Raw genomic sequence first — 15,425 nt, forward strand, 5'->3', positions numbered from 1 at the left:
GATGTGTCAATTTTTTTTGACACTCGCTCTCGAACGCCTGCCCTGCCTCCGGGCGCTGGAGTCTGAATCTGCCGAGGGCTGATGCCAAGCCCGGCTTGAACCGAAAGCCGGCCATCTCCGCCACCCGGCCTGCTTGAACAACCTGCTTCCGCAGCAAGGCAGTGAGCTGTGTGTGGACCTCAGGCCGACCGGCAAACCAGTCCCGACACCTGAGCGCTATGGACGCGGCTGCCTTTGGTCGGGCTCCGGGCAAGATCCGTAGCGGTTCCCGGTGTTGCGACACCGACCGGAGCTCCCGATGCACCCAGCCACGGCACACCGAGCTGGTCCAGAACCTCGCATACCGGCGCAATGGGAATTCCGGCGTCCCGGGCCGCCGCGATGGCATCCCCCAGCAATCCGGGGGTGGTGCCATAGCGTGTCGGATCATCCGCCACATCGTGGGTGAAGAAGATCACCCACCCCGGAGCACGGACCGCCTCCTTCAGAAGCGCGCGAATACGAGCCATGTCTGTCGTACGGGGCGAGAGATCGATGGCCCTCAGAAAGCCTGGGTCGATCCATCCGCGGTTGACGCCGGGATGAACCGATCGAGCGCCGCGGACCATCGATGAGAGCTGGCGCTTGCGCCAATAGCAACCGATGCCGAAGGGGTAGGCGAAAGTCTCGAAACGCGCCTGGGGAGCAGCCTCGGCGAGATAGCTGACGCTCCGCTCGTATTCCTCGCTCAGCCGGCTGGCGTCATATTGCCAGGCTAGGCCATGCCCGTGCGTATGCCAGCCGATTTCGTGCCCCGAGGCATCGAGCACGGCGATGTCCTCCTTGGTCGCCATGGGCCACAGGTCATGCGGACCGCCGATGAGGTCGGTGGCAGCGTAGAAGGTCCCACGGACGCCACTCCTTCCCAGGAGTTCGGCGCCAATGCGAGCAGCTGATGCCGGAAAATCATCGAAGGTGAAGGAGACAAACGGGCGGGTTACCTCTACGCAATGGCTCAACATTGGCAACCGCCGCGCAGCCACATGCGACAGGCGATGCCACAAACTCGGCATCAGCTCTATGTTGCTGGTCTTTCGCGCCACTCTTGTCGAACTCTCTGCACTTGTCGGACCGGCTTGATCCCGATCGACAATAGCTTCTAGCTTTGCAGCGGCGCCCCCCGTTTGGGGGTTGAGGAGCATTCGGCGCGGGATGTCGCAGTCAATCCCAGCCGCTCTGGAAGAGCGCATTTACGAAGCGGCTGTTGTTCCGGAGCTTTGGCCGGGCGTTCTGGATGATCTCAGCCGAATCGCCGGGGCAGAAGGAGGCGTTGCCTTCGGAGTGGTCGACGCCACCACGTGCTGGACAAGTTCGACGTCGATCCGGCCGGCCATGGAAGCCTTCATTTCCGAATCCTGGTTCGCTCGCAACAGCCGCAGCGCGCGAGGTTTCGCGAGGCGCCTGGACCGCGAGGCGCGCTTCGTGACCGAAGCGGACCTTTTTGACGACGAGACATTCCTCGCCGACGCGATCTATCGGGATTTCTTTGTGCCGTGGGGATTGGGGTGGCATGCCGCCACGGTCATCTCCACGGTACACGGTGACCGGCTGATCGTCAGCGTCGAACGGGCGTTCGAAAAGGGCCCGGTTTCCACCGAGGCGATCGACGCATTGACCCTGGCCAGGCCGCACCTCGCACGTTCCGCCATGATCAGTGCCCGGCTGTCCTTCGAGAAGTCCCGGGCGGCGGTGGCGACCCTGGAGGCGATCGGGCTGCCTGCTTTCGCGATTGCCGGTAGCGGCCGGCTCATCATCACCAATGACCTCTTCGAACAGGAGTCGGAGAACTGGACGACCCGGGGCGGTGATCGCTTGATGCTATCCGACCAGCGCGCCAATCGCCTCGTGGATCGCGCGTTGCAAGGCATTCTGCTGCCGGGCGGCATTCGTTCCCTACCTCTCCTCGACCGATACAGCGATGCACCCGCGGTCCTGCATATCCTCCCAATCCGGCGATCTGCCCACGAACTCTTCGCGAGCGCCGCAGCCATTGGCATCGTGTCCCGACCCAAGCCCATCGGCGGCGGGGAACCGCAAGTTTTGCAGGCCTTGTTCGACCTCACGCCCGCCGAGGCGCGCGTGGCCCTGCGGATCGCCGATGGAGAAACCATCGCGCAGATTGCAAGGGACGGCGACAGGTCCGTCGAAACCGTGCGCGGCCACGTCAAGAGGGTACAGATGAAGACCGGGTGCCGGCGTCAGGCGGAGCTGGCCGCGCTGATCAAGAGCCTTGTATCGCCGCTGCCCTGAGGGGCCCATCCAGGGACTGCGCGATCACCCTTGCCCAGGAAGCGCTCGCTGGCCTGAAACGCTATCAGGCAATCGGGTGACAAGCGACCGGATGGAGCTTCGCCGTCGGAGACTGGAAGGCCGCTGCGCGACAGGCCGTGGAACCGGTCACCGGAGCCGTTGGCGACGCGGACAGAGGTGTGAGATGAGTTGATTGCGGTGCGGAGGGGACCGCAGTCCAACGCTCTCTGCGCTCACACAAGTTTAAGGTGCTGTTCCACAAGGAAATCCTTCACAGCCTGATCATCGGTGAGGTCGATTGCGCGCGCGAGGCAAGTCTTTTGCAAGGCGATGTCCCCGGCCAGTTCCGCGACGCGTGCACGCGCGACCCACCAGGGCTGGTGGCTGTCCACCCTTTCCCTTGGAAGCGCCTCAAGCTCGTCCATCGCAGTCCCGGTTTTGCCGGTCTCGGCCAGTATGATCGCGCGGCCGATCCGCGCACCGAGGCTGCCCGTTTTGCCCACCAACAGATCGTAGAGAGTTCGAAGCGCGGGCAGGTTCAGGTGCCCCGTGATCGGCCGCTGGATGTGCACGGACTGGATTGCAGCCTCGCACTGGAAACGCCCGAAACGCCCCGCCTGCGCCGCACGGGTCAAAAGCCCCTCGGCCTCGATTATCATGTTGCGGTCCCAAAGCCGGGCGTCCTGCCGGTCGAGCGGCACGAACCGCCCCTGGGAGTCGCGCCGCGCTCTGCGCCGCGCCGCACAATAGAGCATCAGCGCCAGAAGCCCCTTCGGCTCGGGCTCGCCCGGCAGTTGCGCGACGATCAGCCGGGCCAGCCAGATCGCCTCTCCGGTGAGCGCCATAGGGTCATTCGCGGTATCAAGCCCGTCCCAGCCGGCGCCAAAGGCCGAATAGATCGCATCGAGCACAGCCTCCAGCCGGGGCGCCAGATCCTCGGACCCGGGCAAGGCAAAGGGCACACCGGCGTCGCGAATGCGCGCCTTGGCCCGGACCAGCCGCTGCGACATCGTTGCCGGTGGCACGAGAAAGGCGCGAGCGATGCGGGCGGCATCAATGCCGAGGACGGCCTGCAGGATGAGGGGCGTGCGCGCGCTGGCATCGATGGCAGGGTGCGCGCAGACGAACATCAGCCCCAGCCGTTCGTCCGACAGCGGCGACGGCATGGGCCTGTCCTCTGCTTCCTCCATGCGCCTCAGGATCTCAGGCTCGGCCCGCCGGCGGACTGCAGACCCGCGAAGGTCGTTCCTGCGAAAGTTGCGTGCAGCGGCAACGAGCCAGCCTTCGGGGTTCGCGGGCACTCCCTGCGCGGGCCAGGCCTTCAACGCGGCAGCGAGGGCGTCGGACAGGGCATCCTCGGCGGCGGCAATGTCACGGTCCCGCGCGGCCAGGATGGCAACCAGCTTGCCATAGCTGTCGCGGGCGACCTGCTCGGCCGCCCGCGCCGACTGTGATGTTTGGGTCGTCTCGCTCACGCGGGCGGCATCGGCAGCACGGGGCGCACCTCGACCGAGGCCGTCCGCGCGGAGGGGGCCTTCTCGGCCCAGTCAAGCGCTGAGTCGAGGTCAGGCACCTCGATCACGAAATAGCCGCCCAGCTGCTCCTTGGTGTCGGCGATGGGGCCATCCTCGACCACGCGCTTGCCGTCACGCATACGGAGCGTCGTCGCGGCATGGGGCCCCATCAGCCCGTCACCCTTCACGATGACCCCGGCCCGCGCCATGGCCCCGATGAAGGCATTCCAGCCACCCCAATAGGTCTGAGACTGTTCGGGATGATTGCGCTGCGCAAAATCCTCGGCTGTTTCGTTCAGAATGAGCATGAACTGCATGTCGGGTTCCCTCTGTGAAACGCTAGCATCAGATGCGGCGGAACAGTCAGGTCGTTGCGGCCGCATGACGGCTCAGTGCGTAAAGCGCCGCCGCGATGGCCACGACGAGGCTCAGAATGATGACCTGCTGCAAGCCAAGCGCGGCAAAGACGCCATGGACAGCATCGCCGATCCAGAGCGCGCCATAGGCCACCAGCGAAGCCATCAACACGTGGTGGGCATGGGCATGGCGCCGCAGCAGCAGCATGCTGCCCGCCAGCCCGCCAAAGACGCCGACGGCGAAGGCTGCCGTCATCCAGGCCGGATATCCGGTCATCACGGTGGCCTGTTCGGGCGTCATGCCGGAAGCGATCAGGCTCGCCTCGGTCGCGACGACGGAGCCGATGAACTGAACGATGCCAAACACATTCCAGGCGATGCCGCCGATGGCGGCTGCAGCAAGCCAGACCTGTGAATGCAGGCGCGCCGCGGCGATGGGAAATACGGTCACTCGGGTGTCTCCTTCGGCCAGTACGAAGCCGCCGGAATGGCGACGTCTGACCGGATGACACCCGAGCAGGACCGATTTCGACGAACACCGCAAAAAAGTTCGGAGAGGGTTGGAACCGGTTTGCGAAAAATCTGGCGGACAGGGCGTCTGCCTTCGCCATATCTGGGCGTCTCAGAGTGTCTCAAGTCCCGCAGCTTCGCCTCGGAGAATAGGAAAACCGTCTGGACACGTCTCAGCGCGTCTCTCTCAATCTCAACATTTTTTTTGGTCGTTCTATGAGCCGGTCGGAGCCAGACGAGTTGGAATTCTCACTGCATTTGCAGTCAAGAACGCTCCTGAGCCTGGCCCGCTATCCGACGGCGGCGGTCGCTGTCTCCAGATCGGCGTTGTCCTCCGTGCGCTTGATCCACTGGCTGAGCATGTGCGCCGTGCAGCCGATCTTCCCCGCGACCGACATGATCGCCGCGCAGCACGACATGTGCTCGTGTTCATGATCGAGGACCAGACGAATCGCGCGGCTGCGGACCTCAGGCGAGAACGTGTTCCTCGTATTGCCCATGATGGCTCCACCGTCTCTGGAGTTGGAGCATCCGGCAGACCCGAGGCGGTTCATTTCGATGGTCTGAAACGGGCTTCCGTGGATCATGCTGGGCCGCCGGCTGCATGGCTGGTTGCAAGACGCGGCTGCGCCAGCTTTTCTGGCGGACCATATACGGCCCGGTCAGGTATCATGACAATCGGATCTCTCGATGTTCAATCGTCCGTTGGCGAGGTCGCGTATCGGCAGATTCGCGCCGATGTCCTGTTCGCCAGGCTGAAGCCCGGTCAGCGGCTGAAGCTAGACCGCCTGCGCGCGGAATATGGGACGAGCGTCTCCACGCTGCGTGAGATTCTCAACCGGCTCGCTTCGGAAGGCCTGGTGCTGGCCGAAGGCCAGAAGGGCTTCGAGGTCGCGCCGGTTTCCGTGCCGGATCTCAGGGAAATTGCCGAGATGCGCCTTTTCCTCGAGCATCATGCCCTTGAGCTCTCTTTCGTCGCGGGTGATCTCGAATGGGAGGGGCGGGTGGTCGCAGCTCATCACAAGCTGGCGCGGATCGAGCAGCGCCTGCTGGCGGGCGCGGCGGCCGACCCGGCCGAATGGAAGCGCTACGACTGGGAATTTCACCACAGCCTCGTATCGGCCTGCGGCTCGGCCGAGCTGATTGATATCCATGCCGGCGTCTATGACAAATATCTTCGCTACCAGATGGTGGTCGGCATTTTCCGGGGCGAAGTCGCTGCGGACGAGCATGCCAAGCTCCTGGCGGCTGCGCTTGCGCGCCGCATCGATGAGGCCCGGACGATCCTCGCCACCCACATCCGCGCCTGCGTCGACGCGATCGAGGCGCGCCAGGCCCTTCCGGAAAACCGGGTGGCCGCGTGAGCTCCGACCTGTTCCCGTCGGCCGGTGAGAGCGCCTACAAGCGCATCCGCACGGATATCATCACCGGCCACCTGGCTCCCGGCAGCAGGCTGAGGCTCGATGCGCTGCGGCGCGACTACGGGGCCAGCATCAGCACGTTGCGGGAGACGCTCAACCGCCTGGTCTCGGAGAAGCTGGTTGTTGCGGAAGGGCAGCGCGGCTTCGAAGTGGGGCCGATCTCGGCGGCCAACCTGCGCGAGATCGCGGCCCTGCGGCAGCTTCTCGAATGCCATGCATTGCGACAGTCCTTTGCGCAGGGAGATATCGAATGGGAAGCGCGGGTCATTGCGGCCCACCACAAGCTCGCCCAGATGGAAGCACGGATGGCCAGCGGCGACCGCACCGATACCGATCTGTGGAAGCGCTATGACTGGCAGTTCCATCAGGCACTGGTCTCGGCCTGCGGCTCGCAGGTGCTGATGCACGCCCATGCCGCCATCTTCGAGCGCTACCTGCGTTACCAGATGATTGCACTGAGCTACCGCGGCGCCATCGCGAGTGCCGAGCATCTGGCAATGAAGGAGGCGGCGCTCCGGCGCGACTCTGACGAGGGCTGCGCGCTGCTCGAACGGCACATTGCCGGCGGCGTGGACCATGCCCTTGCAAAAGGCGCGATCGCCTAGGCTCAGAGGATTTCTTGAATCTCATATGAAATAACGTATGACTGATAGCTCATGACTCCTCGGTGGAGCAGGGCGACCCTATGCAGCACGTTCGGCTTGGTCTGATCGGCGACAAGATCCAGGCCTCACGATCGCCCGATCTGCATCGCCTGGCTGGTCGCCTGTGTGGCCTCGATGTCAGCTACGAATTGCTGATCCCACCGACCCGCGGAGAGACCTTCGATACCGTCTTCGACCATTGCCGCAACGGCGGGTTTCGCGGCATCAATGTCACATACCCCTACAAGGAGGCGGTGCTGTCGCACCTGCCGGCACCCGGCGCGGATCTTCTGGCGCTCGGCGCCTGCAACACCGTTGTTTTCGACTCAAGCGGTCCGCAAGGCGCCAACACCGACTGCACCGGCTTCGCATCGGCCTTCCGTCACCGGTTCGGTGACGCCTCGCCCGGCATCGTCGCCATGGCGGGCGCCGGCGGTGTCGGCAAGGCCATTGCCTTTGCGCTTGTCTCATTGGGAGCTGTAGAGATCAGGCTGTGCGATGCCGAACGCAGCAAGGCGGAGGCGCTTGCTGCCGCCCTGTTGCCGCGTGCCGACGGCACCCGAATCGTCATCTGCGGCAGCATGGCAGAGGCCGCAGAGCAGGCCGACGGCATCATCAATGCCACGCCCCTCGGCATGGCTGGCGTCGGCGGCAACGCCATTCCGGACAGGGCTCTGGAAGGTGCAGGCTGGGCCTTCGATGCGGTCTATACGCCGGAATGGACGGAGTTCCTGAGCGCGGCACGGGAGGCCTGCCTCGATATCCTCAGCGGCTACGAGCTCTTCCTGTTCCAGGGTATCGACGCCTTCCGCATCTTCACCGGGCACCAGGTCGATGCCGAAACCCTGCGGCGCGAACTTGCAGGCTGCGAACTGAGGGAGGCGTCCTGATGCGCACCTCGATCGCAACGGTCTCGGTAAGCGGCACGCTGCCGGAGAAGATCGCGGCCATCGCCGCCGCCGGTTTTGACGGGCTGGAACTCTTCGAACAGGACTTGCTCGTCACCGACGAGACGCCGGCGACAGTCCGCCGGATGATCGAGGACAAGGGGTTGACCCTGACGCTCTATCAGCCGTTCCGGGACTTCGAGACATTGCCTGAACCCTATCGCGCTGCCGCCTTCGACCGGGCCGAGCGCAAATTCGACCTGATGCAGGAACTGGGAGCCGACCTGATGCTGGTCTGCTCCAGCGTTGCCCCGCAGGCGATCGGCGGCATCGACCGCGCCGCAGCGGATTTTCACGCGCTCGGCGAGCGGGCCGGGCGGCGCGGCCTGAGAGTGGGGTACGAGGCCTTGTGCTGGGGCCGGCACGTCAGCGACCATCGCGATGCCTGGGAGATCGTCCGGCGCGCCGACCACCCTGCGATCGGCCTTGTCCTCGACAGCTTCCACTCGCTGGCCAAAGGAATCGATTCCGAAACGATCCGCTCCATCCCAGGCGACCGCATCTTCATCGTTCAGCTCGCGGATGCACCGCTCATCCACATGGACCTGCTGCACTGGAGCAGGCACCTGCGCAACATGCCGGGCGAGGGCGACCTCCCCGTGAAGGATTTCGTCAGGGCCATCTACGCGACGGGCTATGAGGGCTACCTGTCGCTGGAAATCTTCAACGACCAGTTCCGCGGCGGTTCGGCCCGCATCGTCGCCAAGGACGGTCACCGCTCCCTCGTGCATCTGATGGACCAGGTGTCGCGAGAAAGCCCGACCGACCGGGTGCCCGCCCGCCCGTTGCCGGACCGATCGGCCGTGCACGGCGTCGAGTTCGTCGAGTTCGCGGCCGACGCACGCCGCGCGGATCACCTGGCGGCCACGCTGCGCACGCTTGGGTTCCGCAAAGCCGGGCGGCATCGCTCGAAATCGGTCGATCTCTACCGGCAGGGCCAGATCAATATCGTCGTCAATGCCGAGCAGCAGGGCCAGGCGCGCTCAGCCTTCCTCGCCCATGGTACGGCCGCCTATGCCATCGGACTGCAAGTCGATGACGCCAGGGCGACACTGGCCCGTGCCCTGGCGCTGGGCGCCGAGCCTTTTTCGCAGGAGCCCAACCCCGGCGAGATCCACCTGCCGGGCATCCGCGGCATCGGCGGCAGCGTCATCTATCTGGTCGACCGATCAGCTGAACTGGTGAGGCTCTGGGAGCACGAGTTCATCAATGTCGCGGACACGGCCCCATCGGTCGATGCGGGTCTCGCACGCATCGACCACGTTGCGCAGACGATGTTCGTCGACGAATTGCTGACGTCACTGCTGTTCTACACCTCGCTGTTGGAGGTCCGGAAACTGCCTATGGTGGATGTCGTCGATCCCGGCGGCCTTGTGCGCAGCCAGGTGATCGAGAACGACAGTGGCGGCCTGCGGCTGACGCTGAACGGGGCCGAAAACAGGCGCACGCTGGCGGGCCACTTCGTCAGCGAGCTCTTCGGCGCTGGCATCCAGCACATCGCCTTCGAAACCCGTGATATGCACCGAACGGCGCAGGCACTGGCGGCCAACGGCTTCGAGCCGTTGCGCGTCTCGCCCAACTACTATGTCGATCTCGCTGCGCGCTTCGGCCTTTCCGCGACGGAGATCGAGACGCTCCAGTCGGCCTGCATCCTCTATGACCGCGACGCAGGCGGCGAGTTTCTTCAGCTTTACGGTCGAACCGGCGAGGACGGCTTCTTCTTCGAGATCGTCGAGCGGCGAGGCTATGCCGGGTATGGCGCTTTCAATGCTCCGTTCCGTATCGCCGCCCAGAAGAGGCACCTTGCGCCCTCGGCCATTCCACGCTCGACGGAGCGGATCTGAACATATGATAAATTCGAAATCATCCTATGAAATTCAATCTGTCTGTTGCCTCGACCTGAGGAACAAGCGATAGTCCGAGCGATCCGCCCCGCCAGAGGGCCCAAGGGAGGAATGATGATGAGCATCGACCGCCGAATGTTCATGGCTGGTGCCGCCGTTGGCGGTCTTGCCGGCACCGCCACGGGTGCGGCTGCCCAGGCCAAGCCGAACCTGCGATTCTCCGCCGTGTTCTCAGAGCAGGACATCCGCGCGGACATGGTCAAGCGCTTCGCCGAAGCGATCAAGAACGACTTCACGCTGCAGCCCTATTATGGCGGCACGCTGTTCCGGCAGGGCACCGAGCTCGTTGCCATGCAGCGCAACAATCTGGAGATGGGGAATATCGCCCCCCAGGACATCTCCAACCAGATCCCGGCCTGGTCGATCGTCACATCGGCCTATCTGTTCAAGGATGCAGCCCATCTGAAGCGCGTCTTTGCCAGCGACGTCGGCCGCGACCTGAAGAAGATGGCCGAGGACCAGCTCAACATCCGCATCCTTGGGCCGACCTATTTCGGTGCGCGGCAGGTGGGCCTCAAGCCGCGCACGCGCATCAACACACCCGCCGACATGGCCGGCATCAAGCTGCGGATGCCCGGCGGCGATGCCTGGCAGTTTCTCGGCCGCTCGCTCGGCGCCAACCCGACGCCGATGGCCTATGGCGAGGTGTATACGGGCCTGCAGTCGGGCGCCATCGACGGGCAGGACAATCCCTTGCCCAACGTTCAGAACATGAAATTCTTCGAGGTGATGAGCCAGATTGTCCTGACGTCGCACCTGGTCGGTTTTGATCTCCTGTGCATCACAAATCGGGCCTGGAGCGCGATGGGCGCGCAGAAGCAGGCCGCTTTCCAGGCTGCCGCCGATGCCGCGATGGACTGGAGCGCCCAGGAGCATCAGAAGCGCGAGGCCGAACTGGCCGACTTCTTCCGCAGGCAGGGGCTGGAGGTCTACGAGCCCAACATCGCAGCCTTCCGCGAGCACGCCCAGAAGATGTATCTGGCTTCCGATCTGGCAAAGTCCTGGCCGCCGGGCATGCTCGAGAAGATCAACGCACTCTGACGGACTTGACCGAGCCGCTCCCCGGCGGGTCTGGCAGCCAAGAGGCAGTTTCCCGTGAAGCGGATCATCGGCAGGTGGGCCCCCTGGCTTGCAAGGCGCGCGGAGAATATCGCCGCGCTGATGCTGGCGGCGATGTTCGCCGCCTTCCTCATCCAGATCGTGTTCCGCTACCTGCTCAACCTTCCGATCGGCTGGACCCACGAGATCAGCGTCATCCTGTGGGTCTGGCTGGTCCTGTGGGGCGCGGCCTTCGTGCTCGGCGAGCGCGAGGAGATTCGCTTCGACATTCTCTACGCCGCCGCAGGCAAGCGCCTCAGGCGGGTCCTGGCAGCGGTGGCGGCGCTGGCGGTGGTGCTGCTCTATGGGACCGCCCTGCCGGCCATGGTTGACTACGTGTCCTTCATGAGGGTGGAGCGCACCGCCTACATGAAGATCCCGTTCAACTGGGTCTATGCCATCTTCATCGTTTTCGCCGTGGCATCCATCGCCCGGTATCTGTGGCTCGGATTTGCCGCCCTGCGCGGCGAGATGCCCGATGACGACGATCCCACGAAGCGGGGCTCCGGCACATGAGTCTCGCCTTCCAGTGTGCGATCGGCCTCATTCTGGCGCTATCGCTCTGCGGTCTGCCGATCGGCCATGCCATGATCGCTGGCTCGATCGTCTATCTCATGGTCTCCGGGCAGGACATGGGCATCGCTGCGGAGCAGCTGCTCAACGGGATGTACACGAACTACGTCATCCTGGCGGTGCCGCTGTTCATCCTTGCTGCCGAGCTGATGAACATCGGTTCGATGACCGAGCGGCTGCTGAATTTCTGCAATGCGCTTGTCGGACGCTTCCGCGGTGGCCTTGCCCAGGTGAACGTGGTGCAGAGCGTCATCTTCGCGGGCATGTCGGGTTCAGCCATTGCCGATGCGGCCGGTACGGGCCGCATGATGCAGGCCATGATGACCCGGGACGGCCGCTACCCGGCCAGTTTTGCGGCCGCGCTGACGGCTGCCTCCTCGGTGATCGGGCCGATCATTCCTCCCTCCATTCCGATGGTGCTCTACGCGCTCGTCTCCGACGCCTCCATCGGTTACCTCTTCCTCGGCGGCGTCGTGCCAGGGCTTCTTCTCGGCATCAGCCTCATGGTGATCGTTGCGGTCATCGCGCGGCGTCGGGACTTTCCGGTCGAGGCGCCGGTGCCGATGCGCGCCCTGCCGGGCATCACGATGCGCGCCTTGCCGGTGATCCTGATGCCTGTCGTGCTGCTTGGCGGCATCTATGGCGGGGCAACCACCCCAACCGAGGCAGCAGCCGTCGCCGCAGCCTACGCGCTGATGGTCTCGGTGCTGCTTTACCGCAGCGTGACCTTCGCAGACTTCTATCGATCGCTGGCCTTTGGCGCACGCACGACCGCGTCCATCGGCATGTTGATCGCCGGTGCACTGGTGTTCAACTACGTGGTCACCATCGAGAATATCCCCAACACGCTCAGGATCTTTCTGACCAGCTGGGATCTGTCGCCGCTCGCCTTCCTGCTGATCGTCAATCTGCTGCTGCTGCTGCTCGGTTGCCTGCTGGAGGGAACGGCCATTCTCCTCATCATCGTGCCGGTGCTGATCCCCACCGCGAAGGCGCTCGGTGTGGATATGGTGCATTTCGGCGTGGTCGTGGTCATCAACATCATGCTGGGCCTGATCACCCCGCCCTATGGCCTGCTTCTCTTCATCATGAAACAGGTCGCCGACGTCCCGCTCAGGGATCTCGTCCGGGAGACGATGCCTTTCCTGTTCGCCATGCTCGGCGCGCTGGCGATCATCACGTTCTTTCCCTCATTGGTCCTCTGGCTCCCGCGCCTGCTTGGCTATCAGGGCTAGGCTGCGGGGGCTGCACACCGGTCCCTATTTCTGCCAGGAGCCCTGGATGACCTGCCGCATCGCCATCCTCAATGGACCCAACCTCAATCTCCTCGGCACACGCGAGCCGCACATCTACGGGCTGACGACGCTGGCCGAGATCGAAATCATGTGCCGGTCCCGCGCGGAGGCGCTTGGTGCCGCGCTGACCTTCCGGCAGAGCAATCACGAGGGCGTGCTGGTGGACTGGATCCAGGAGGTGCGCGAGGACGCCGACGTCCTCATCATCAATCCGGCTGCCTATTCCTTTCGTTCGGTCGCGCTGATCGATGCGATGAAGGCACTGGGCAAGCCGATCATCGAACTGCACGTCTCGAATATCCACGCGCGCGACGAGTTGCACCGCCATTCCATCACGTCGACAGCCGCGACCGCCGTGATCTGCGGTCTCGGTCCCTACGGTTATGTCGCGGCCATCGAGGCCGCCGTGCACCTAGCGGGTGGCAGACGATGATGGCGGGCCAGGGTTTCCCGCGCGATTGAAGGAGCGGACTAGCGATCGCGACAAGGCGGTCTCGATGAGGCCTCCTTCGCCCGCTGAAGGCGATCAAGGGCTGGTGCCTTCAGGTGCCGCAGCCGCAAAATGACATCTGCAGGCCTGTCCTGGTGCCCAGCGCGGTCACGACATCATGGTGCCGATTGAGAACTCGGCCGATCTCGCGCGTCGCATTCTTGAGACCTAGCTCGTCCGCTATCCCGACGCGGAGCATGGTGGCATCAGCTACGAATCACGACACCTTCATTGCGAAAGCCAAACTCGGTCTCAGCGCCTGATCAACTGCCGACAAGAGCCTGGGCCAGAGTTTACATATTGCCGCACAAACGATTGCCCAGCGGCTGACTATTTGTGGGCCAATCTGCGTTCTTGAAACGCGCCCTCAAATGGTTTCTCGCATTTTCAATATGTCATCTGGGCATTTGGCGGACAGGGCGTCCGCCATATTATTGGTCGCCTGCGTCTCTCCGTTTTCCTCGGTGTAAGCGTAACTAGCCGTTTTCACTGGGTAATCAGAGTCACTCTGTTCCTGGACGTCTCTCGCCTTCTCTGGCTATCTCGCGCTGAAAGTGGTACCGAAAGTGGTACCGGAAAGGCGGGGGCTGGAATTGTCGAGAGCGCTGAACAAGCTGACCGCCAAGGCCGTCGCGGCCCTGAAAGAGCCCGGACGCTATTCAGACGGCGGCGGCTTGTATGCGGTGATTTCCCCGGCCGGCAGCGGCAAGTGGGTGTTCCGCTTCACGTACCAAGGCAGCAACACTGACATGGGGCTTGGTGCCTTCCGGGACATCAGTCTCAAGGATGCTCGAGACCGGGCGCAGGACGCGCGGAGCAAACTTGCTCGAGGGATCAGTCCACTCACGTCTCGACGCGAAGAAGCGATGGCTCGCCGCGCCAAGCCGACGTTTGGCGAGATGGCGTCGAGCGTCGTCGCATCACTCTCGGAAGGGTTTCGCAACGAGAAGCACCGCGCGCAGTGGAGCGCGACGCTCGGACTGACCCCTACAGACGACAGCCGTGTCCGAATTGGAGCTGGGCCGCAGGGTGAGCATGCCAAGGCTTTGGCCGCGATGAGCGCCAAGCCGGTCGATCAGGTCGTAACAGCCGACATCATGGCGGTGCTTCGCCCGATCTGGAGATTGAAGCCTGAGACGGCCAAGCGGCTGCGAGGGCGTATCGAGCGGGTCCTGGACGCCGCTCGCGCGGAGGGGCACATCCCCGCCGACCGGGCCAATCCTGCACGCTGGCGAGGTCACCTCGACACTCTTCTCTCCAAACCCGACACGTTGACGAGAGGCCACCATGCCGCCCTCGACTATCGCCTCGGTGCTGCGTTCTTTTCCGCGCTTCTGCAGAATAGGTCCATGTCGGGTCTTGCGCTGCAATTCGCGATCCTGACGGCGGCGCGGTCCGGCGAGGTTTTGAAGGCCGACTGGTCCGAAATCGACATGGAGACATGTGTCTGGACCATTCCGAAGCAGCGGATGAAGGCGGGGCGAGAGCACCGTGTGCCGCTGAACCAGCGCGCCATGGAGATCCTCAGGCACCTCGCTCAGGGCCCGCGTAAGGGTTATGTGTTCAAGGGGGCGAGGGACGATCGTCCGCTGTCACTGATGTCCATGACGATGGTCCTGCGACGCATGAAGCGCTCAGACATCACGGTGCACGGGTTCCGCTCGTGCTTCAGAGATTGGGCCGCAGACTGTACGTCTCATCCCAATCACGTCTGCGAGGCTGCCTTGGCGCATACCGTGTCAGACAAGGTCGAGGCCGCCTATCGGCGTAGCGATCTGTTCGAGAAGCGGCGCGAGCTGATGGCCGACTGGAATGCGTTCCTGATGGCGCAACCGGATGCCGTCGTCACGCCCTCTGAACTGGCGGCGTGATTCAAAAAATACGATTCTAAAAAATTCCGGACCTACGCACTCCGCGCCATATGGGCGTCCTCAAACCCCCTGGGGTACCCGGGGGCGTGGGTCCCATAGCCGAACTTTCTCACACGCTGGTTCCTTCTGCCCCAGGGCCACTGTTCCACCGGCGCCGCCGCGAACTCAAGGAGGCGGGGGCAACTCTCGCGCTGGACTACCGGCATCATGCGTCGATGACCAAGCAACCCATTGCCGAAACGCATACGGATAAAGACCTAGCCATTTCTTAGTGGCAGAGGTGCACTTTTTATTTTCATAAATAGTGGGGAGAGATTCGAGCGCGGCGGCAAATTCGCCCCTCGTTGGTCTCTGGAACGTCCAACGTCCAACCGCTTTTATAGCCCGGCGAACGGCGACATTCAGGCGCAGCTCCGCAGCTTGGGCGGCTTTGCCGTGACCTGAGACCCTCTTCTCCTCCGGCCTGAGGGAGAGTCCTGGGTTTCGTTTATGGCCTTAGGCGGCCTGTCGTTC

General features: G+C 63.8%; 14 protein-coding genes and 1 pseudogene. 10 read left to right on the top strand and 5 right to left on the bottom strand.

All coding sequences use genetic code 11. The features are described from left to right. Positions 1–179: 179 nt before the first annotated feature. On the bottom strand, positions 180–1,082 hold the full coding sequence (locus tag ACTIFS_RS14405) for a polysaccharide deacetylase family protein (protein WP_439574805.1): 903 nt from the start codon (positions 1,080–1,082) through the stop codon (positions 180–182). Between the two features lie 109 nt (positions 1,083–1,191). Here ACTIFS_RS14405 and ACTIFS_RS14410 point away from each other — a divergent pair, with 109 nt between their 5' ends. Continuing rightward, positions 1,192–2,289: a helix-turn-helix transcriptional regulator gene (locus tag ACTIFS_RS14410; RefSeq protein WP_439574806.1), complete on the top strand. Its 1,098-nt coding sequence runs from the start codon at positions 1,192–1,194 to the stop codon at positions 2,287–2,289. A 233-nt stretch (positions 2,290–2,522) separates the two neighbouring features. Here the strand turns inward: ACTIFS_RS14410 and ACTIFS_RS14415 are convergent, their stop codons facing one another. The 4 genes and pseudogenes from ACTIFS_RS14415 to ACTIFS_RS14430 form a co-directional block, all read right to left on the bottom strand. After that, on the bottom strand, positions 2,523–3,764 hold the full coding sequence (locus tag ACTIFS_RS14415) for an RNA polymerase sigma factor (protein WP_439574807.1): 1,242 nt from the start codon (positions 3,762–3,764) through the stop codon (positions 2,523–2,525). Beyond that, positions 3,761–4,120: a YciI family protein gene (locus tag ACTIFS_RS14420; RefSeq protein ID WP_439574808.1), complete on the bottom strand. Its 360-nt coding sequence runs from the start codon at positions 4,118–4,120 to the stop codon at positions 3,761–3,763. Before ACTIFS_RS14420 ends, ACTIFS_RS14415 begins: the two co-directional genes overlap by 4 nt. 46 nt (positions 4,121–4,166) lie before the next feature. Then, entirely contained in the window at positions 4,167–4,610 is a 444-nt protein-coding gene (locus tag ACTIFS_RS14425; protein WP_439574809.1) for a hypothetical protein, read from the bottom strand. 391 nt (positions 4,611–5,001) lie between these two features. Further along, positions 5,002–5,169: pseudogene (locus tag ACTIFS_RS14430) on the bottom strand (IS3 family transposase); the annotation flags it as partial. 171 nt (positions 5,170–5,340) lie between these two features. On the opposite strand from ACTIFS_RS14430, the gene ACTIFS_RS14435 reads away from it, so the two are divergent. From ACTIFS_RS14435 to ACTIFS_RS14475, 9 genes are all read left to right on the top strand, one after another. Then, positions 5,341–6,033: a GntR family transcriptional regulator gene (locus tag ACTIFS_RS14435; protein ID WP_439574826.1), complete on the top strand. Its 693-nt coding sequence runs from the start codon at positions 5,341–5,343 to the stop codon at positions 6,031–6,033. After that, complete coding sequence (locus ACTIFS_RS14440) at positions 6,030–6,695, top strand: GntR family transcriptional regulator (RefSeq protein ID WP_439574810.1); 666 nt, start codon at positions 6,030–6,032, stop codon at positions 6,693–6,695. The genes ACTIFS_RS14435 and ACTIFS_RS14440 overlap by 4 nt, the downstream gene beginning before the upstream one ends. A gap of 80 nt (positions 6,696–6,775) precedes the next feature. Continuing rightward, positions 6,776–7,624 carry a shikimate dehydrogenase family protein gene (locus tag ACTIFS_RS14445; RefSeq protein WP_439574811.1) on the top strand — a complete coding sequence of 283 codons (849 nt, stop codon included), beginning with the start codon at positions 6,776–6,778 and terminating at the stop codon, positions 7,622–7,624. Then, a complete protein-coding gene (locus tag ACTIFS_RS14450; RefSeq protein ID WP_439574812.1) occupies positions 7,624–9,525 on the top strand; it encodes a bifunctional sugar phosphate isomerase/epimerase/4-hydroxyphenylpyruvate dioxygenase family protein in 1,902 nt (633 codons plus the stop codon). Before ACTIFS_RS14445 ends, ACTIFS_RS14450 begins: the two co-directional genes overlap by 1 nt. 111 nt (positions 9,526–9,636) lie before the next feature. After that, entirely contained in the window at positions 9,637–10,626 is a 990-nt protein-coding gene (gene dctP / locus ACTIFS_RS14455; RefSeq protein WP_439574813.1) for a TRAP transporter substrate-binding protein DctP, read from the top strand. Between the two features lie 54 nt (positions 10,627–10,680). Continuing rightward, positions 10,681–11,199 carry a TRAP transporter small permease gene (locus tag ACTIFS_RS14460; protein WP_439574814.1) on the top strand — a complete coding sequence of 173 codons (519 nt, stop codon included), beginning with the start codon at positions 10,681–10,683 and terminating at the stop codon, positions 11,197–11,199. Then, positions 11,196–12,491: a TRAP transporter large permease gene (locus tag ACTIFS_RS14465; RefSeq protein ID WP_439574815.1), complete on the top strand. Its 1,296-nt coding sequence runs from the start codon at positions 11,196–11,198 to the stop codon at positions 12,489–12,491. Before ACTIFS_RS14460 ends, ACTIFS_RS14465 begins: the two co-directional genes overlap by 4 nt. 46 nt (positions 12,492–12,537) lie before the next feature. Then, on the top strand, positions 12,538–12,984 hold the full coding sequence (locus ACTIFS_RS14470; RefSeq protein WP_439574816.1) for a type II 3-dehydroquinate dehydratase: 447 nt from the start codon (positions 12,538–12,540) through the stop codon (positions 12,982–12,984). A gap of 650 nt (positions 12,985–13,634) precedes the next feature. After that, the gene (locus tag ACTIFS_RS14475; protein WP_439574817.1) at positions 13,635–14,912 is read left to right on the top strand and encodes a tyrosine-type recombinase/integrase; all 1,278 of its coding nucleotides are present in this window, start codon (positions 13,635–13,637) and stop codon (positions 14,910–14,912) included. Positions 14,913–15,425: the final 513 nt, after the last annotated feature.

The sequence above is a fragment of the Phreatobacter sp. genome (assembly GCF_051860605.1).
In the GTDB taxonomy this organism is placed as follows: domain Bacteria; phylum Pseudomonadota; class Alphaproteobacteria; order Rhizobiales; family Phreatobacteraceae; genus Phreatobacter.